The organism is Streptomyces rhizoryzae, assembly GCF_023155275.1.
In the GTDB taxonomy this organism is placed as follows: Bacteria; Actinomycetota; Actinomycetes; order Streptomycetales; family Streptomycetaceae; genus Streptomyces; species Streptomyces rhizoryzae.
The window spans coordinates 30,380-47,686 of the sequence record NZ_JALMUV010000027.1 but is presented as its reverse complement, the minus strand read 5'-3'; the positions used below and the strand labels follow the sequence as shown (position 1 = coordinate 47,686).

The following is a 17,307-nucleotide window of genomic DNA, read 5'->3' as shown; positions in this document are numbered from 1 at the left end:
GGGGGGTGCGGCATACCGCGCTGGTTGTACGCCGGGCGCGGCGGCACCCCCAGCGGCACGGCCCCGCATCCGCCTCGGTCAGGAGGAACCGGGGCGGAGCGGGGCCGTAGCGTCGTAGGACCCGGACCGTCGGGGGGCGGCCCGGGGGGAACGGGGGTGGAACGGGGGACGCGGCGCGCTCCGGAAACAGGGTGCCGGAGCGCGCCGCGTCGGGGCCGGCGCCGGGGGGTGCGCCGGCCGGGACCTGGCGGGCGGTACGGCCCAAGGGATGGCCGTCGCTGTCCACCGGACCAGGCCGGTTCGGGGTGCGGGGCGGGCCGGGTGGCCGGCCCGCCGGATTCGCGGGGGCTTACAGGTCCAGTCCGGTGAGGACCAGCACCCGCTCGTAGGTGTAGTCGTCCATGGCGAAGCGGACGCCCTCGCGGCCGACGCCGGACTGCTTGACGCCGCCGTAGGGCATCTGGTCGGCGCGGAAGGACGGCACGTCGCCGATCACCACGCCGCCGACCTCCAGCGCGCGGTGGGCGCGGAAGGCGGTCTTGGCGTCGTGCGTGAACACGCCGGCCTGGAGGCCGAACTTGGAGTCGTTGACGGCCGCGAACGCCGCGTCGACGCCGTCGACCTTCTGGAGGGTCAGGACCGGGCCGAAGACCTCCTCGGTGGCCAGGACGGCACCGGCCGGCACGTCCTCCAGGACGGTCGGGGCGTACGAGGCGCCGTCGCGCTTGCCGCCGGTCAGGAGCTTGGCGCCGCGCTCGACGGCGTCGTCCACCCAGGACTCCACGCGCTTGGCGGCGTCCTCGCTGACCAGCGGGCCGACCTCGGTGGCCTCGTCCGACGGGTCGCCGGTGACCTGGGCCTCGACCCGCTCGACGACCTTGGCCACCAGGCGGTCGTAGACCGAGGCGTCGGCGATGACCCGCTGCACCGAGATGCAGGACTGGCCGCCCTGGTAGTTGGCGAAGGTGGCGATGCGCTGCGCGGCCCAGTCCAGGTCCTGCTCGGAGGACCAGTCGGGCAGGACGACGGCCGCGCCGTTGCCGCCCAGCTCCAGGGTGCAGTGCTTGCGCGGCACCGAGTCGAGGATGGCGTAGCCGACCTTGTCGGAGCCGGTGAAGGAGATGACCGGCAGCCGCTCGTCCTGGACGAGGGCCTCCATGCGGTCGTTGGGGACCGGGAGGATCGACCAGGAGCCGGCGGGCAGGCCGGCGCCGGCCAGCAGCTCGCCGATGACCAGGCCGGAGAGCGGGGTGGCCGGGGCGGGCTTGAGGATGATCGGCACGCCGGCGGCGATGGCCGGGGCGATCTTGTGGGCGCAGAGGTTCAGCGGGAAGTTGAACGGGGCGATGCCCAGGACCGTGCCGCGCGGGAAGCGGCGGGTCAGCGCGAGCCGGCCGGCGCCGCCCGCGTCGGTGTCCAGGCGCTGCGCCTCGCCGGCGTTGAAGCGGCGGGCCTCCTCGGCCGCGAAGCGGAAGACCGAGACGGCCCGGCCGACCTCGCCGCGCGCCCACTTCATGGGCTTGCCGTTCTCCGCGGAGATCAGCCGGGCGATCTCCTCGGTGCGCTCCACCAGGCCGCGCACCACGTGGTCCAGGGCGGCCGCCCGCACGTGGGCGGGGGTCGCGGCCAGTTCGTCCTGGACCGCGACGGAGGCGGCGACGGCCTCCTCGACCTGGGCCTCGGTGGGAACGCTCACCGTGCCGACGAGACGTCCGTCCCAGGGGGAGGTGACATCGAAGGTGGCCTCGCCGGTGGCCTCACGGCCGGCGAGCCAGAAGGCGGTGGGGGCTGCAGCAGTGTTCGGCACAGTGGATCCCGGCCCTTCAGTGGTGGTGGGTGGTGCGCGCGCAGCTCAGGGAGCGGCTTGGCGTTTCTCTCCGCCCACCGTAGGGGTGCGGCGGCCTCCTGGCGCTTGTCCGAAGCGGCGTAATCCGCGAGGGCGCCTCTCCGCGGTGGAGTCCGCCGGATCCCGTCCGGGGCCCGCGGTCACTCCCCCGGCTGCGCCGAGGTGGCCTTCAGGGCCAGCCACAGCTCCATCCGCACGTCCGGGTCGTCCAGCGAGCGGCCGAGGATCTCCTCCACCCGCCGCATGCGGTAGCGCAGGGTGTGGCGGTGCACGCCGAGGTCGGCGGCGGCCGCGTCCCACTGGCCGTGCCGGGCCAGCCAGGCGCGCAGGGACGCCACCAGGTCGCCGCGGCCGGTGGCGTCGTGCTCGCGCAGGGCGCGCAGCAGCCCGTCGGCGAAGGCCCGCACCGCGTCGTCGGCGAGCAGCGGCAGCACCGAGCCGGCCGCGACGTCCTCGTGCTCGACCAGGGCGCGGCCGCGGCGGCGGGCGACGGACAGGGCCTGTTCGGCCTGGCGGTAGGCGTGCGCGGCGGCCATCGGGCCGGTGGGCGCGGAGAGGCCGACGGCCAGCTGCTCGGCGTCCCGGGCGGTGCCGTTGCGGGCGGTCCGGCCGCGGGTGCGGGGCCGGTCGGCGGCGCGGGCCTCGGCGGCGGCGGCGAACGCGGCGCAGGACCGGGCGGCCGCCCCGCCGTCGGCGACCAGCACGATCAGGCGGCCGCCGTCGGGGACGGCGAGCACCGCCTCGCCGGTGCGGGCGGCGGCGGACTCCAGGGTGTCGGCGAGCGCGTCCAGGACGGGGGCGGTGCCGGCGGCCGGCGCGGACGGCTGGTCGTCGGCGGGCACCGGTTCGGCCACCAGCACCCGGAACGGGGCGTCCAGCAGCCCGCCGTAGAGTCGGCCGGCGACCGCGCGGGCGTGGTCCGGCTCGCCGGCCAGCAGCATCTTCAGCACCGCGTCGCCCAGCCGCTGCTCGGCGTCCTGGAGGGCGCGGGACCGCTCGGTGGTCAGGGTCAGCAGGGCGACCGCGGAGTGCACCGCGTACCGCTCGGCGGTGCCCAGGGGCGCGCCGGTGCCGACGGCGAGGACGCCGCGGGCCCGGCGCCCGGTGCCCAGCGACTGGAGTTCCACCCGGTCGTCGCCGTCGGTGTCGCTGACGACGGAGCTGGCGGGCGCGGGCCGTTCGCGCAGCCGCGCGACGTCCTCGGTGAGGCGGGCGGCGCGGCGCGCGGCCCATTCGGGGGCGGCCGCCACCACCGCGCCGGAGGCGTCGTAGAGCGCGGCCCAGCCGTCCAGGTGCGCGGCGAGCCGGGCCAGCAGTTCGCTCGGCCCCTCGGCGCCGAGCGCCGCCCGGGTCAGCTCGCGCTGCGCCTCGAAGCCGGCGGTCACCGCGCGGTACTGGTCGGCCGCGACGGCCGCCGAGACGGCCTTGCTGATCGCGATGAACGGCGTCCGGCGCGGCACGCCGAGCAGCGGCAGGTGGTGCCTGCGGGCCGCCTCGACCAGCGCCTGGGGCGCCTCCTCGTAGTTCACCCCGACGGCGAAGCCCAGCCCCACGACCCCGGCCCCGGCGACCCGCCGCACGTAGCGGTCCGCGGTCTCGGGGTCCTCGGCGTCCAGTTTCAGCGCGGTGATCAGCAGCAGCTCCCCGCCCTCCATGTACGGGACCGGGTCGGTCAGCTCGCTGGCGTGCGCCCAGCGCACCGGGACGTCCAGCCGGTCCTCGCCCGCGAGCACGGTCAGCTTGAGCGCGGTGTGGTTGACCAGGGAGGCGAGGGTGTGCGGCATGGGACCTTCGGATGGCTGCGGCGGGCGGGCGCGGGGCGCGACCGGCGGCGCCGGCCCTGCTGCCGGCTCCCGCCGGGCTTCCGCCGTCGTCCGCGCCGCCCGGGTGAACGGCTGGCGAGTACGCCGTCCCGTATGAACGGCTGTTCTCGATTCTGCCTCAGCGGACGGTTTCCCGAACACCTCCCACCGCAACGGCCCTGCCGGACGCCGCCGCCCCCGGCGACCGGCAGGGCCCCGTCAGGCGCGCAGGTCGATCAGGACGGGCGGGGCGTGCTCGCCCTCGACGGTGGTGACGGAGAGGACGGCGTGGCCGGCGGGGAGCGCGTTGGCCAGGTCGGAGGCGGACCAGCGCTCGCGTTCGACGGTGCGGACGGTGATGGCCTTGGAGGTGGCGGCCTTGCCGGTGACCAGCTGGCGGACCAGGTGGAACGCCTTCATGCCCGCACCGTGCGCGATGATCTGCCGGTCCGTCACGTCGCGGGTCTCCACCCACTCCTTCCCCCACACCTCGGCGAACGGCGCCCCGTCCCAGGGCGTGACGCCCGCGAACGCCATCCGGCAGCCGACCGAGCCCAGCAGCGCACTGCGCAGCGACTCGGGGACGTCGTCCAGGGAGCGCAGGGTCAGCACCGCCCCGGCGTTGGCCGAGCGCAGCCGCTGGAGGCCGCGCAGCGCCTCCGCGGTGATGGTGTGCGCGGCCTCGTCGAGGACCAGGCAGGCGAACAGCGACCGGTCGGACCGGGCCACCGCGCACTCGGTGAACTGCGCCAGGACCAGCCGGGCCAGGATCCGGGACGCCTCGGCGTGCCCGCGTTCCGGAAGCTCGATCCGGACCCGCAGGGGGTGGTCCAGGGAGCGCAGCGAGACCTGGCGGGTGGCGCCGGTGGGGTCGAAGAAGGCGGCGAAGGCGGGACGGTCGAGCAGCGCGATCCGGTCCGCGAGCAGCAGGCCGACGTCGCCGGGGCGCTCGGCCTGGCGGGCGCGGGCGTCGAGTTCGCGCAGCAGGGTGTGGTCGCCGGCGGCTTCCAGCGCGGCCCGCAGCGCGGCCACCGCGCCCGGCGCGCCGTCCAGCAGTTCGCGCAGCTCACCCACGGCCGGGAAGCGGCCGTGGGCGGCGCGGAAGGGGCCGAGCAGCTGAGCCAGGGCGGTCGCGGCGCGCCGGCTGTCGCCGCCGGGGAGCTGCGCGGCGAGGTCGCCGACCAGGGCCTCGGCGAGGATGCCGGCGGCCTCGTCGGGGTCGGTGGTGCCGCCGTAGAGGTCGAGGTCGCACTCCGGGTCCGGGCGGCCGATCCGGACCACCACGTCGAACGCGTCGTCCCCGCCGAGCGCGGCGCCGGCCGGTCCGACCGCGATCACCGCGCACTGCCCGGCCAGTGCCTGGAGGCACATCGCCTCGACGACCGGGCGGACGAGCCGGGTGGTCTTCCCGCTCCCGGCGGGCCCGACGGCGAGCAGCGAGGTGCCCAGCACCCGCGGCTCCAGGGCGCAGCCGCTGCCCCGGTGCCGGTAGGGGTTGCGGGGGTGGTCCGCGGCGGTGCCGATCCGGACCTGGTGGGCGAGCAGGTCGTGCGGGGCGGTGCGGCGGGCCAGGTCGCGCTGGCCGGAGGGGTGGGCGCAGGCCGCGGCGCCGTGCCGCAGGACGGCGTCGGTGAACGACGCCAGGGAGTGCGCCCCGGAGCGCACCGAGGCCCAGGCGCGCCGGATGCGGGCCACGTCCACGTCGTTCATCGCGCCGGCGCGGGCCTCCGCGGTGAGCCGGTCGGCGGCGTCCGGGGCGCCGTGCGCGCGGAGTTCGGGCCACTGGGCGGGGTCGGCGCCCGGTTCCGGCCGGGCAGCGGGGGCCCGGTCCCGCGCGCGGCGCAGCGGGCCCAGGACCCGGCGGGCCAGCTCGGGCCAGCGGCCGAGGCGGCCGAAGAAGAGGGCGATGCCGAGGATCCACAGCCCGTAGTAGGCGTTGCTGAGGATCAAGTACGCCGTGTGGTCCCCGGGCGTCCGCGCCGCGGCCCAGGAATCCGGGCGCAGCAGCTGGAGCGGCCAGTACCAGTACGGGCCCAGATACCCGTTCCACAGCAGCGACCACAGCAGCCACCCGCACAGGAACGAGATCACCGCTCCGCTGATCAGCTGCCGCAGGGGGACCCGTTCGGGCTCCTTCTCGGCGCGCGGCCGGTGCCCGTACGTCCAGATGCCGGGCGCGGCGGCCGGGCGGGGCGTGCGCAGCCAGGTCAGCAACGGCGGCTGGGACCCGGCCGGGGCGGTGGCCGGCGGGGCGGGCGGTACGGCCGGCGGCGCGGTGGGCCGCGGCGGGGCGGACGGCGCCGCCGGGCGCGGCACGGCGGGATCGGGGCGCCGCTCCCCGGACGGCGGCGGTGCGGCGGTGTGCTGTGCGTCCTGCGTGCCCTCGGTGTCCATCGGGTGCCCCTTGTCCCCCTTGAGACGTGGCCTGCCGCGTCGGTTCGCCGGCCTGTCGTTGTCATGCCCGCGCTGGCGCGCCGAGCCGGGCGTGCCGCCGCTCAATTTACTGGCCGCGCGCCCTGGCTATGTCCGGTGCGGACAACGCAACACGCGCACTTCTCCCGAACGGAACATGCCAGACCCGCCCCACCGCCCCTAACCTGCGAGAACAAGACCTCTGTACGTCCGTGTTCCACCCCCAGGAGACTGTCATGACCGAACTGTCCGGAGGACCCGCCCTCCCCCAGGAGCGTCGCGTCGTCACCGCGATCCCCGGCCCCAAGTCCCAGGAGCTGTGGGCGCGCAAGCAGGAGACCGTGGCCGCCGGCGTCGGCGCGGTGCTGCCCGTCTTCGTCAAGCGCGCGGGCGGCGGGGTCCTGGAGGACGTGGACGGGAACTCGCTGATCGACTTCGGTTCCGGTATCGCGGTGACCTCGGTCGGCAACAGCGCGGAGGCGGTCGTCCGCCGGGCCGCCGCGCAGCTCGCGGACTTCACCCACACCTGTGCGATGGTCACGCCGTACGAGCCGTACGTGGAGGTCTGCGAGGCGCTGGCCGAGCTGACGCCGGGCGACCACCAGAAGAAGTCGGCGCTGTTCAACTCGGGCGCGGAGGCGGTCGAGAACGCCGTCAAGATCGCCCGCGCGTACACCAAGCGCCAGGCGGTCGTCGTGTTCGACCACGGCTACCACGGCCGGACGAACCTCACGATGGCGCTGACCGCGAAGAACATGCCGTACAAGCACGGCTTCGGCCCGTTCGCGCCCGAGGTCTACCGCGTGCCGCTGGCCTACCCCTACCGCTGGCTGACCGGCCCGGAGAACTGCGCGGAGGAGGCCGCCGAGCAGGTCATCACGCAGATCACCAAGCAGATCGGCGCGGAGAACGTCGCGGCGATCATCATCGAGCCGGTGCTCGGTGAGGGCGGCTTCATCGAGCCGGCCAAGGGCTTCCTGCCGGCCATCGTGAACTTCGCGAAGGAGAACGGCATCGTCTTCGTCGCGGACGAGATCCAGTCCGGCTTCTGCCGCACCGGCCAGTGGTTCGCGTGCGAGGACGAGGGCATCGTGCCCGACCTGATCACCACCGCCAAGGGCATCGCCGGCGGTCTGCCGCTGGCGGCCGTGACCGGCCGCGCCGAGATCATGGACGCCGCGCACGCGGGCGGCCTGGGCGGCACCTACGGCGGCAACCCGGTGGCCTGCGCCGCCGCGCTCGGCTCCATCGAGACCATGCGCGAGCTGGACCTGAACGCCAAGGCCAAGCGCATCGAGGAGGTCATGAAGGGCCGCCTGTCCGCGATGCAGGAGAAGTTCGACATCATCGGCGAGGTCCGCGGCCGCGGCGCGATGATCGCGATCGAGCTGGTCAAGTCCGGCTCCAAGGACCCGAACCCGGAGGCCACCGGGGCGCTCGCCAAGGCGTGCCACCAGGAGGGCCTGCTGGTGCTGACCACCGGCACGTTCGGCAACGTGCTGCGCTTCCTGCCGCCGCTGGTCATCGGCGAGGACCTGCTCAACGAGGGCCTGGACATCCTGGAGGCGGCCTTCGGCCGGCTCTGAGCCGGCGGACGCGGACCGGTCGCGGACCGGACGGCGGGCGCGGCCCGGGCACGGTGAACAGCCGTGCCCGGGCCGCGCCCGTTTCCGCGCCCGGTTACGGGTTCGGGCGCCGCGGCCGGGGGGCGTGAAGAAGATGTGCGGGGGCAATGGCGGGCGCGTGATGCGGCTTTCGGGGCGCGCCGCCGGTGCCGTACCGTTTCGGCAGATGAGAGAAACACCCGCCCGCAGGGGACTGCGGGCGGCGCCCGGTCGGCGCCTGCCCGGCTTCGACCCGGCCGTGCCCTCGCGCACACCACCGGGGCCCCTGGCACGCGAGTCCCCGGGAATCCTCACCGATCGGATGTCCGCCCGCCCCAGACCCCCCGGGGCGCGCGGCACACCGGTCCCTCGGCCGCTCCGGAACTACCCCCCTGTTCCGGAGCGGCCGCCCTTTTCCGCCCGCCGCGCCGGCTTCCCGGACCTCGGCGGACTTCCCGGGCACCGGCGGTGCGCGAGCGGCCGGCGGGCGCGTTTGTGCGGTGGCCGAGCGGGGTGATGAGGTGGCTGCGGCCGTGGGACAGTGGGTGCCGCCGCGGGCCGTCAGATGAAGGCCGGGAGGAGCTGCGGGCCGCGGACTGCGGGCGCGGATCCGGGGAGTGCGGGGCGAGGTGGGGACGTGAGCGGCGGAGGGTGGCGCCGGCGGTGGTACGCGGGGGTGGCACTGACCGGTGCGCTGCTCTTCGCACTGGTGACGTGGCAGGTGGCGGCGCACGGGGCGGTGCGCGCGGCCGATGAGCGGCTGGGGCGCGAGGTGGTGGCCAGTGCCGTGCCCGGGGCGCTCGCCCAGTTCTTCGCGGACCTCGGCAACACGGTGGTGGCGCTGCCGGTGCTGCTGGCCGCGGCGGGGTGGACGCTGTGGCGGACGCGGCGCGGCACGGGCCGCCGGTGGCTGCCGCCGCTCGCCGCGCTGGGCGCCCTCGCCGCCGTGCCCGCGCTGGTCGTCCCGTTCAAGGTGTGGCTGGACCGGCCGGGGCCGGCCCGGATGGCCGGTGTGCACGAGGGGTTCTACCCCTCGGGGCACGGGGCGACGGCGGCCGTGGCGTACGGGCTGGTGGCACTGCTGCTGGTGCGGGCGCGTACGACGCCGCGGGCCGGGCGGCCGGCGGCGGGAACCGGTGGGCGGCAGCGCCCCGCCGGCGGGCTGGGTGCGCGGGTGGCCGCGGTGGCGGCCGGGCTGCTCAACGCGGGCGTCGGGCTGGGGCTGGTGCGGCAGGGCTACCACTGGCCGCTGGATGTCCTCGGCTCCTGGTGCCTGGCCGCGGTCCTGCTGCCGGTGTGGTGCGCGGTGTGCGACCGGTGGGGTACGGGAGGGGAGCCGCAACGAACCTGACGGGGTGTCAGGAAATGAGTGGGGGCGCGCCCGGCAGAGCGTCAGAAGCTGCGGGAGCAGCGCCTGACGTTCCGGCCCGCACGGCCCCGGACCGGGTGACCCGGGCCGGGCACCCCGGTCCGCCCCGTCACCGCCCCCGCCCCGTCCGCCGGGCGCCGGCCGCCACCGCTGCGTGCAGCGCCCGTTCCAGGGCCGCCGGGTCGGTGAGGGTGCCCGAGCCGTCCGGCGGGACCAGCCAGCGCACTCCGCCGGTGGCCCGGCCGGGGTACGGCACCACGATCCAGGTGCCGGGGCCCGCGGCACGCACGCCGGTGCCCAGCCAGTGCGCGGCGGTGCCGGGCGGGACGAGGAAACCCGTCCGGGCGTCCCGGAAGTCCGACAGCACCGGCCCGGGCGGGCCCTCGCCGCGGGCCAGCACCGCCAGCGCCGGACGGCCCAGGGCCCCCTCGGTGATCAGGACGTCCCAGCGGCGGCCGGCCTCCAGCAGCGCCACCCCGAGCGGGTTGCGCTCCCAGGCGCGGCGGCAGGCCGCCGGGTCCGGTGCGGCAAAGGCGAGCCAGTCCACCGGGTCGTGCGCTCCCGTGGCGGTCATCTCTTCCCTCCCTCTCCCGGCCCGGGCGGGCCGTGTCTGCCAGGGGAGAAGGGGGTGCGGCCGGATCCTTACACGGGTCGGCGGGGGATTTTCCGCACACCGGCAGCCGGCGGACGCGCGGGGCGGGCGGCCGCGCGGGCCGCCCGCCCCTCAAAGGCGCCTGACGTTCCGGCCGTCAGCTGTCGAAGCCCAGGCCCACCTTGTCCATGGCCTTCAGCCACAGGTTGCGGCGGCCGCCGTTCTCGTCGGCGCGGGTCATCGACCACTGGGTGATGCCGATGCCCAGCGACCGGACCGGCTCGGGCGGGAACGGCAGCGGCTTGCTGCGCACCATCTCCAGCTCGGTCCGCTCGGTGCGCTCCCCGGCCAGCAGGTCCAGCATCACCTCGGCGCCGAAGCGGGTGGCGCCGACGCCGAGCCCGGTGTAGCCGAGCGCGTAGGCGGCCCGGCCGCCGTGCGCGGTGCCGAAGAAGGCGGAGAAGCGGGAGCAGGTGTCGATCGCGCCGCCCCAGGTGTGGGTGAAGCGGATCCCCGCCAGCTGCGGAAAGCAGGTGAAGAAGTGCCCGGCGAGCTTGCGGTAGGTCTCCGGGTGCTGGTCGTACTCGGCGCGGACGCCGCCGCCGTAGCGGTAGATGATGTCGTAGCCGCCCCACAGGATGCGGTGGTCGGCGGTGATCCGGAAGTAGTGGAAGTGGTTGGCGCTGTCGCTCAGGCCCGGCCGGTTCTTCCAGCCGACGGCGGCGAGTTGCTCGGCGCTGAGCGGCTCGGTCATCAGCGCGTAGTCGTAGACCGGCGCGATGAACGGGCGGACCCGCTTGACCAGCGACGGGAAGGCGTTGGTGGCCAGCGCCGCGTGCTGGGCGAAGACCCGGCCGTAGGGGGTGCGGACGGCGATGCCGGCCCCCCGCGAGGACAGCTGGGTGCCGGGGGTGTGCTCGTAGACGCGCACGCCCAGGGAGCGGCAGGCGCGCTTGAGGCCCCAGGCGAGCTTGGCCGGGTGGACCATGGCGACGCCGGTGCGGTCCCACAGGCCGGCGAGGAAGGTGGGCGAGTCGACCTCCGCGCGCACCGCGTCGCGGTCGAGGAACTCCGGGCCGGCCAGGCCCAGCCGCGCGGCCTCCTCGGCCGTCTCGCGGAGCTCGGCGACCTGGTGCGGGGCGGTGGCCACGTCGATCTCGCCGGTGCGCTCGAAGTCGCAGTCGATGCCGTAGCGGGCGACCGCGTCCTCGATGGCGTCGAGGTTGCGGGCGCCCAGCTCCTCCAGCCTGGCCAGTTCGCCGGGCCAGCGGGCCAGGCCGTTGCCCAGTCCGTGGGTCAGGGAGGCGGCGCAGAAGCCGCCGTTGCGGCCGGAGGCGGCCCAGCCGACCTCCTGGCCCTCGATGAGGACGACATCGCGCTGCGGGTCGCGCTCCTTGGCCAGCAGCGCGGTCCACAGTCCGGAGTAGCCGCCGCCGACGACCAGCAGATCGCAGTGCTCGTCGCCGACGAGGGCGGGCTCGGCGGCCGGCCGGGCCGGGTCCTCCAGCCAGAACGGCGTGGGGGCGGCGTCGGCCAGCGCGTGGACGGGGGTGGCCCCCGAGGTCTTCATGGCAGCTCGTGCCATGGTTCTCAGCTCCTCTTAGCTGCGTTTGCGGCGCTTGCCGGCCAGCTGGCCGACGAGCACGCAGAGGACGGCGACCAGGAACATCGCCGTACCGATGACATTGATCTGAACGGGTGTGCCCCGCTGTGCCGATCCCCAGACGAACATGGGGAAGGTCACGGTGGAGCCGGCGTTGAAGTTGGTGATGATGAAGTCGTCGAAGGAGAGCGCGAAGGAGAGCAGGGCGCCGGCCGCGATGCCGGGTGCGGCGATCGGCAGGGTGATCCGCAGGAAGGTCTGCACGGGGGTGGCGTAGAGGTCCTGGGCGGCCTGTTCCAGCCGCGGGTCCATGCTCATCACGCGGGCCTTGACGGCGGTGACGACGAAGCTCAGGCAGAACATGATGTGCGCGATGAGGATCGTCCAGAAGCCGAACTGGATGCCCATGTTGAGGAAGAGGGTGGCCAGGGAGGCGGCCATGACGACCTCGGGCATCGCCATCGGCAGGAAGATCAGGGTGTTGACGGACGCGCGGGCGCGGAAGCGGTAGCGGGCCAGCGCGAACGCGATCATGGTGCCGAGGGCGGTCGCGCCGACGGTCGCCCAGACGGCTATCTCCAGGCTCAGCGCCAGCGAGCCGCACATGTCGGCGACGCCGCACGGGTCGGTCCAGGCGTCGGTGGAGAAGCGCGTCCACTGGTAGTTGAAGCGCCCGTTGGGCTTGTTGAAGGAGAAGACCATCACCACGGCGTTCGGCAGGATGAGGTAGGCCAGGGTGGCCAGTCCCGCCAGGGTGACGAGGTTGCGGCGCAGCCAGCGCAGCCCCTTGCCGGGGGTGCGCCGGGGCGCGGGCGCGGGGGCCGGGGCCGCCGCGGGGGCCGCCGCCGCGGCCGGGTCCTTCGCGGGGGTGTCGGTTGCCGCCATCAGACCAGGTCCTCCGTCCCGGACTTGCGGATGTAGAGCGTGACCATGGCGAGGATGGCCGCCATGAGGATGAAGGAGAGCGCGGCGGCGGTCGGGTAGTCCAGGACCCGCAGGAACTGCGACTGGATGACGTTGCCGATCATCTTCTGGTCGGTGGAGCCCAGCAGTTCGGCGTTGATGTAGTCGCCGGCGGCCGGGATGAAGGTCAGCAGGGTGCCGGCGACGACGCCGGGCATGGACAGCGGGAAGGTGACCCGGCGGAAGGTGGTGACCGGCCGGGCGTAGAGGTCGCCGGCGGCCTCGTGCAGCCGCGGGTCGATGCGCTCCAGCGAGGTGTAGAGCGGCAGGACCATGAACGGCAGGAAGTTGTAGGTCAGACCGCAGACCACCGCCAGCGGGGTGGCCAGCACCCGGTGCCCCTCGGTGATGCCCAGCGCGCTGGTGACGTCCAGGACGTGCAGCGCGTTGAGCGCGCCGACCACCGGGCCGCCGTCGGCCAGGATCGTCTTCCAGGCCAGCGTGCGGATCAGGAAGCTGGTGAAGAACGGGGCGATGACCAGGATCATCAGGACGTTCCGCCACCGCCCCGCCTTCAGCGCGATGAGGTACGCCAGCGGGTAGCCGAGCAGCAGGCACAGCACGGTGGCGACCGCCGCGTAGGCCACCGAGCGGACGAACTGCGGCCAGTACTCGGCCAGCGCGTCCCAGTAGGTGGCGAGGTGCCAGGTGACCTTGAAGCCGTCTTCGAGGGAGCCGGTCTGGAGGGAGGTGGACGCCTGGTAGACCAGCGGCGCGGCGAAGAAGACGACCAGCCAGAGGATGCCGGGCAGCAGCAGCCAGTAGGGGATCAGCCGCTTGCGGGCCGGGGTCTTCCGCAGCGGGGGCGCCGCGGGCTCGGTCCGCGGCTGCGGCCCCGGTGGCGCGGGGGTGGCGGTGGCGGTCATGCGGCCTCCTCGCCGAGGTCCGCGCCGGCGGAGATGTCCTGTCCGGCGTCGAGACCGAAGGTGTGCTCGGGCTTCCAGTGCGCGACGGTCTCGGCGCCGGGCACCAGGCGGCCGTCGCGCCCGATGTTCTGCTCGTAGACGGAGAGTTCGCCGACGCCGGGGACGTCGATGACGTACTGGGTGGAGACGCCGATGAAGCTGGCGTCCTTGACCCGGCCGGTGAGGCGGTTGTGGCCGGCGGGGACCTCCCCGGCGTCGTCGGCGTGCGCCAGGGCGACCTTCTCGGGGCGGACGCCGGCCAGGACCTGCCCGCCCGCGCGGGCGGCGGTGCGGCAGCGGCGGGCGGGCAGCCGCAGGGTGGCGCCGCCGGCGGCCAGCAGCAGGTCCTCGCCGCCGGCCTCGGTGACCTCGGCCGCGATGAGGTTGGAGGTGCCCAGGAAGTTGGCGACGAAGGTGGTGGCGGGGTTCTCGTACAACTCGGCGGGGGCGCCAAGTTGTTCGACCCGGCCGCCGTTCATCACGGCCACGGTGTCGGCCATCGTCATGGCCTCCTCCTGGTCGTGGGTGACGTGCACGAAGGTGATGCCGACCTCGGTCTGGATGCGCTTGAGCTCCAGCTGCATCTGGCGGCGCAGCTTGAGGTCGAGGGCGCCCAGCGGCTCGTCCAGCAGCAGCACCTCGGGGTGGTTGATCAGCGCCCGGGCGACCGCGACCCGCTGCTGCTGGCCGCCGGAGAGCTGCTGCGGCTTGCGGCGGGCCATCGGGCCGAGTTCGACCAGGTCGAGCATCTCCTCGACCTGGGGGGCGACGGACTTGATGCCGCGCCGGCGCAGGCCGAAGGCGACGTTCTCGAAGATGTCCAGGTGCGGGAAGAGCGCGTAGTTCTGGAAGACGGTGTTGACCTGGCGCTTGTACGGCGGCAGGGCGGTGACGTCGCGGCCGGCGAGTTCGACGGTGCCGGTGGTGGGCTCCTCCAGGCCGGCGATCATGCGCAGGGTGGTGGTCTTGCCGCAGCCCGAGGCGCCCAGCAGCGCGAAGAAGGAGCCGGCGGGGATGGTGAGGTCGAGCGGGTGGACGGCGGTGAAGGAACCGTAGGTCTTGCTGATCCCGCGGAGGCGGACGTCGCCGCCGCTGCTTTCGGGGGTCTCGGTCTGGGTCATAGGGGTCGTCCCGTGGGTCGGTGGGCGAAACGGCTCGGGCGGGCCCGGTGTGCGGGCCGGGCGCCGCCGGGACCGGCTCAGACGCCGGTGAGGTCGGAGAACTTCTGGTTGAACACCCGGTTCTCCTCGGGGGTCAGCGCGCGGAAGGAGTGCGACCGGGCCGTCATCTCCCGGTCGGGGAGGATCAGCGGGTTGGCCGCCAGCTCCTTGTCGATCTTCGCGAGTTCCTCGCGGACGCCGTCGACGGGGCAGGCGTAGTTGATGGACGCGGCGAGCCGGGCCGCGACCGCCGGCTCGTAGAAGTAGTCGATGAGCCGTTCGGCGTTCTCCTTGTGGCGGGCCTTGGCGGGCACCATCAGGTTGTCGGTGGACGTCATGTAGCCGGCCCGGGGGACGGCGTAGCGGATGTCGGGGTTGTCGCTCTGGAGCTGGACGATGTCGCCGGCCCAGGCGACGCACGCGGCGAGGTCGCCCTTGTCCAGGTCGGTGGTGTAGTCGTTGCCGGTGAAACGGCGGATCTGCCGGGTGTCGACGCCCTTCTGGAGCCGGGCGAGGGCGGCGTCGAAGTCGTCGGCGGTGACGTCCTCGGGCCGCTTGCCCATGTCGAGCAGGGTCAGCCCGACGGTGTCGCGCATCTCGGAGAGGAAACCGACCCGCCCGGTGAGCCGCGGGTCCTCCAGCAGCTGGCCGACGGAGTCGACGGTCCGGCCGCCGGTGGCGCGGATGTTGTACGCGATGACGGCGGGGATGCCCTGCCAGACGTAGGAGTGCCGGCGGCCGGGGTCCCAGGCCGGGTTGCGGTATGCGGGGGCGAGGTGGGCGCGGGCGTGCGGCAGCCGGGCGGCGTCGAGCGGCTGGATCCAGCCGAGGGAGATCATCCGCGCGCACATCCAGTCGGTGAGCACGATCAGGTCGCGGCCGGTGTCCTGCCCGTTGGCGAGCTGGCCCTGGACCTTGCCGAAGAACTCGTCGTTGTCGTTGATGTCCTCGGTGTACGTCACGGTGATGCCGGTGCGGCGCCGGAAGGCGTCCAGCGTCGGGTGGCGCCGGCCGTCGTCGCTGACGTCCATGTACTCGGCCCAGTTGGAGAAGTGCAGGCGCTGCTCGGCCGCCGAGTGGTCCACCGTCAGGGCCGCGTCGGTGCGTCCGGCGGGGGCGATCCCGCAGGCCGTCAGGGCGGCCCCGCCGCCGGCCGCGGCCGCCAGGACGCCGGCGGCGCGCAGCAGCGTGCGGCGGGTCATGGCGAGCCGGCCGCTGGTCAGGCTGCGGCGCACGGCGGTGAGCTCGGCCGGGGACAGGGGGGCGGGCTGCTCGTGGTGCTCCATGCGCGGTGGCCTTTCAAGGGGTGGTGCCCGGCGCGCGGCCGGTGGTGGCGGGGTGCGCGGCCCCGGCCGCGGGCGGTGCGGCGCCCGCGGCCGGGGTGTCCGGGGGACGCCGGTCAGCCGCGGTCGCCGAAGACGGTCCGGTGCCAGTCCTTCCTGGCCACCCCGGTGTTGTCGTACATCACGTGCTTGACCTGCGTGTACTCCTCGAAGGAGTAGGCCGACATGTCCTTGCCGAAGCCGGACGCCTTGGCGCCGCCGTGCGGCATCTCGCTGATGATCGGGATGTGGTCGTTGACCCACACGCAGCCGGCGTTGATCTCCCGGACCGCCCGGCCGGTGCGGTAGACGTCCCGGCTCCAGGCGGAGGCGGCCAGCCCGTAGGGGGTGTCGTTGGCGAGCGCCAGGCCCTCGTCGTCGCTGTCGAAGGGCAGCACGGCCAGGACCGGGCCGAAGATCTCCGCCTGGACGATCTCGCTGTCCTGCGCGGCGCCGGCGATCAGGGTGGGGCGGTAGTAGGCGCCCTTGGCCAGGTCGCCGCCGGGTGCCTCGCCGCCGGTGACGACGGTGGCGTAGCCGCGGGCGCGCTCCACGAAGCCGGCCACCCGGTCCCGCTGGGCGTGCGAGATCAGCGGGCCGAGGTCGGTGGCGGGGTCGAACGGGTCGCCCAGCCGCACGGTCGCCATCAGGTCCGCCACGCCGCTGACGAACGCGTCGTACAGCGGCCGCTGGACGTAGGCGCGGGTGGCGGCGGTGCAGTCCTGGCCGGTGTTGATCAGGGCGCCGGCGACCGCGCCGTGCACGGCGGCCTCCAGGTCGGCGTCGTCGAAGACCACGAACGGGGCCTTGCCGCCGAGCTCCAGGTGGATCCGCTTGACGGTGCCGGTGGCGAGCTCGGCGACCCGCTTGCCGACGGCGGTGGAGCCGGTGAAGGAGGTCATCGCCACGTCCGGGTGGCCCACCAGGTGCTCACCGGCGTCCCGGCCCGCCCCGGAGACGATGTTGAGCACCCCGTCGGGGAGTCCGGCGCGCTGCGCGGCGCGGGCGAACAGCAGCGAGGTGAGCGGGGTGATCTCGGCGGGCTTCAGCACGATGGTGTTGCCCGCGGCGACGGCCGGCAGCACCTTCCACGCGGCCATCTGGAGCGGGTAGTTCCAGGGGGCGATGGAGCCGACCACGCCGAGGGGTTCGCGGCGGATCATCGAGGTGTGGTCGCCGCTGTATTCCCCGGCCGCCCGGCCCTCCAGATGGCGGGCGGCACCGGCGAAGAACGCGGCGTTGTCGATCGTCCCCGGCACATCGAACCCGGTGCTGAGCTTGACCGGTTTTCCGCAGTTCAGGGATTCCGCGTAGGCGAGGTCCTCGGCGTCCTCGGCGAGCGCCGCGGCGAAGCGGTGCAGGGTGTCCGAGCGTTCGGCGGGGGTGGCCCGCGCCCAGTCGGGAAAGGCCCGCGCTGCGGCCGCCACGGCGTCGTCCACATCGCCGGTACCTGCGAGGTCGTACCGCAGAACGGTGTCGCCGGTGGCCGGGTCGACGACGTCCTGGCCACGGCCTGAGGTGCCGGTCCGCAGACTTCCGGCGATGAATTGCGCGCCCTCGGCGAATCGCTCGGTGACATCGAATCGCTGGTCCATGGTGCTCTCCTCCGCCGGCGCCGGGGCCGCTCAGCGGCACTGCCAGGCGTAGCTGTGTCCGGAATCGATGGCCGATCTTGACAGAGGGCAAGGCGACCAACAAGTGATTCCGTTGTTGCCTTTTGGTTACGCGA

General features: G+C 74.5%; 12 protein-coding genes. 2 read left to right on the top strand and 10 right to left on the bottom strand.

The annotated features are described in order from the left end of the window. Nucleotides 1–349 precede the first annotated feature (349 nt). From MUU72_RS21265 to MUU72_RS21255, 3 genes are all read right to left on the bottom strand, one after another. Nucleotides 350–1,807: an aldehyde dehydrogenase family protein gene (locus MUU72_RS21265; RefSeq protein ID WP_248014931.1), complete on the bottom strand. Its 1,458-nt coding sequence runs from the start codon at nucleotides 1,805–1,807 to the stop codon at nucleotides 350–352. A gap of 179 nt (nucleotides 1,808–1,986) precedes the next feature. Continuing rightward, a complete protein-coding gene (locus MUU72_RS21260) occupies nucleotides 1,987–3,630 on the bottom strand; it encodes a PucR family transcriptional regulator (RefSeq protein ID WP_248014930.1) in 1,644 nt (547 codons plus the stop codon). A 237-nt stretch (nucleotides 3,631–3,867) separates the two neighbouring features. Next, on the bottom strand, nucleotides 3,868–6,042 hold the full coding sequence (locus MUU72_RS21255) for a type IV secretory system conjugative DNA transfer family protein (RefSeq protein WP_248014929.1): 2,175 nt from the start codon (nucleotides 6,040–6,042) through the stop codon (nucleotides 3,868–3,870). 254 nt (nucleotides 6,043–6,296) lie between these two features. On the opposite strand from MUU72_RS21255, the gene gabT reads away from it, so the two are divergent. Next, nucleotides 6,297–7,646: a 4-aminobutyrate--2-oxoglutarate transaminase gene (gene gabT / locus MUU72_RS21250; protein ID WP_248014928.1), complete on the top strand. Its 1,350-nt coding sequence runs from the start codon at nucleotides 6,297–6,299 to the stop codon at nucleotides 7,644–7,646. 655 nt (nucleotides 7,647–8,301) lie between these two features. After that, complete coding sequence (locus MUU72_RS21245; protein ID WP_248014927.1) at nucleotides 8,302–9,015, top strand: phosphatase PAP2 family protein; 714 nt, start codon at nucleotides 8,302–8,304, stop codon at nucleotides 9,013–9,015. Nucleotides 9,016–9,142: 127 nt separating this feature from the next. Here MUU72_RS21245 and MUU72_RS21240 read toward each other — a convergent pair whose 3' ends face one another. From MUU72_RS21240 to MUU72_RS21210, 7 genes are all read right to left on the bottom strand, one after another. After that, the gene (locus MUU72_RS21240) at nucleotides 9,143–9,607 is read right to left on the bottom strand and encodes a hypothetical protein (RefSeq protein ID WP_248014926.1); all 465 of its coding nucleotides are present in this window, start codon (nucleotides 9,605–9,607) and stop codon (nucleotides 9,143–9,145) included. A gap of 175 nt (nucleotides 9,608–9,782) precedes the next feature. Continuing rightward, entirely contained in the window at nucleotides 9,783–11,210 is a 1,428-nt protein-coding gene (locus MUU72_RS21235; protein ID WP_248014925.1) for an NAD(P)/FAD-dependent oxidoreductase, read from the bottom strand. A gap of 15 nt (nucleotides 11,211–11,225) precedes the next feature. Next, nucleotides 11,226–12,113 carry an ABC transporter permease gene (locus MUU72_RS21230; RefSeq protein ID WP_248014924.1) on the bottom strand — a complete coding sequence of 296 codons (888 nt, stop codon included), beginning with the start codon at nucleotides 12,111–12,113 and terminating at the stop codon, nucleotides 11,226–11,228. Continuing rightward, nucleotides 12,113–13,057, bottom strand: coding sequence for an ABC transporter permease (locus tag MUU72_RS21225; RefSeq protein ID WP_248014923.1), 945 nt, complete (start codon nucleotides 13,055–13,057; stop codon nucleotides 12,113–12,115). Before MUU72_RS21225 ends, MUU72_RS21230 begins: the two co-directional genes overlap by 1 nt. Further along, the gene (locus tag MUU72_RS21220; RefSeq protein WP_248014922.1) at nucleotides 13,054–14,217 is read right to left on the bottom strand and encodes an ABC transporter ATP-binding protein; all 1,164 of its coding nucleotides are present in this window, start codon (nucleotides 14,215–14,217) and stop codon (nucleotides 13,054–13,056) included. The genes MUU72_RS21225 and MUU72_RS21220 overlap by 4 nt, the downstream gene beginning before the upstream one ends. A 77-nt stretch (nucleotides 14,218–14,294) precedes the next feature. Continuing rightward, on the bottom strand, nucleotides 14,295–15,542 hold the full coding sequence (locus tag MUU72_RS21215) for a polyamine ABC transporter substrate-binding protein (RefSeq protein ID WP_248014921.1): 1,248 nt from the start codon (nucleotides 15,540–15,542) through the stop codon (nucleotides 14,295–14,297). Between the two features lie 113 nt (nucleotides 15,543–15,655). Further along, complete coding sequence (locus MUU72_RS21210; RefSeq protein ID WP_248014920.1) at nucleotides 15,656–17,173, bottom strand: gamma-aminobutyraldehyde dehydrogenase; 1,518 nt, start codon at nucleotides 17,171–17,173, stop codon at nucleotides 15,656–15,658. Nucleotides 17,174–17,307 lie beyond the last annotated feature (134 nt).

What these genes read in the sequence shown, in the direction of transcription:
- MUU72_RS21255 (WP_248014929.1), bottom strand. Translation starts at nt 6,042, where the DNA reads ATGGACACCGAGGGCACGCAGGACGCACAGCACACCGCCGCACCGCCG.
- MUU72_RS21215 (WP_248014921.1), bottom strand. Translation starts at nt 15,542, where the DNA reads ATGGAGCACCACGAGCAGCCCGCCCCCCTGTCCCCGGCCGAGCTCACC.
- MUU72_RS21220 (WP_248014922.1), bottom strand. Translation starts at nt 14,217, where the DNA reads ATGACCCAGACCGAGACCCCCGAAAGCAGCGGCGGCGACGTCCGCCTC.
- MUU72_RS21235 (WP_248014925.1), bottom strand. Translation starts at nt 11,210, where the DNA reads ATGGCACGAGCTGCCATGAAGACCTCGGGGGCCACCCCCGTCCACGCG.
- MUU72_RS21240 (WP_248014926.1), bottom strand. Translation starts at nt 9,607, where the DNA reads ATGACCGCCACGGGAGCGCACGACCCGGTGGACTGGCTCGCCTTTGCC.
- MUU72_RS21210 (WP_248014920.1), bottom strand. Translation starts at nt 17,173, where the DNA reads ATGGACCAGCGATTCGATGTCACCGAGCGATTCGCCGAGGGCGCGCAA.
- MUU72_RS21225 (WP_248014923.1), bottom strand. Translation starts at nt 13,057, where the DNA reads ATGACCGCCACCGCCACCCCCGCGCCACCGGGGCCGCAGCCGCGGACC.
- MUU72_RS21260 (WP_248014930.1), bottom strand. Translation starts at nt 3,630, where the DNA reads ATGCCGCACACCCTCGCCTCCCTGGTCAACCACACCGCGCTCAAGCTG.
- gabT (WP_248014928.1), top strand. Translation starts at nt 6,297, where the DNA reads ATGACCGAACTGTCCGGAGGACCCGCCCTCCCCCAGGAGCGTCGCGTC.
- MUU72_RS21230 (WP_248014924.1), bottom strand. Translation starts at nt 12,113, where the DNA reads ATGGCGGCAACCGACACCCCCGCGAAGGACCCGGCCGCGGCGGCGGCC.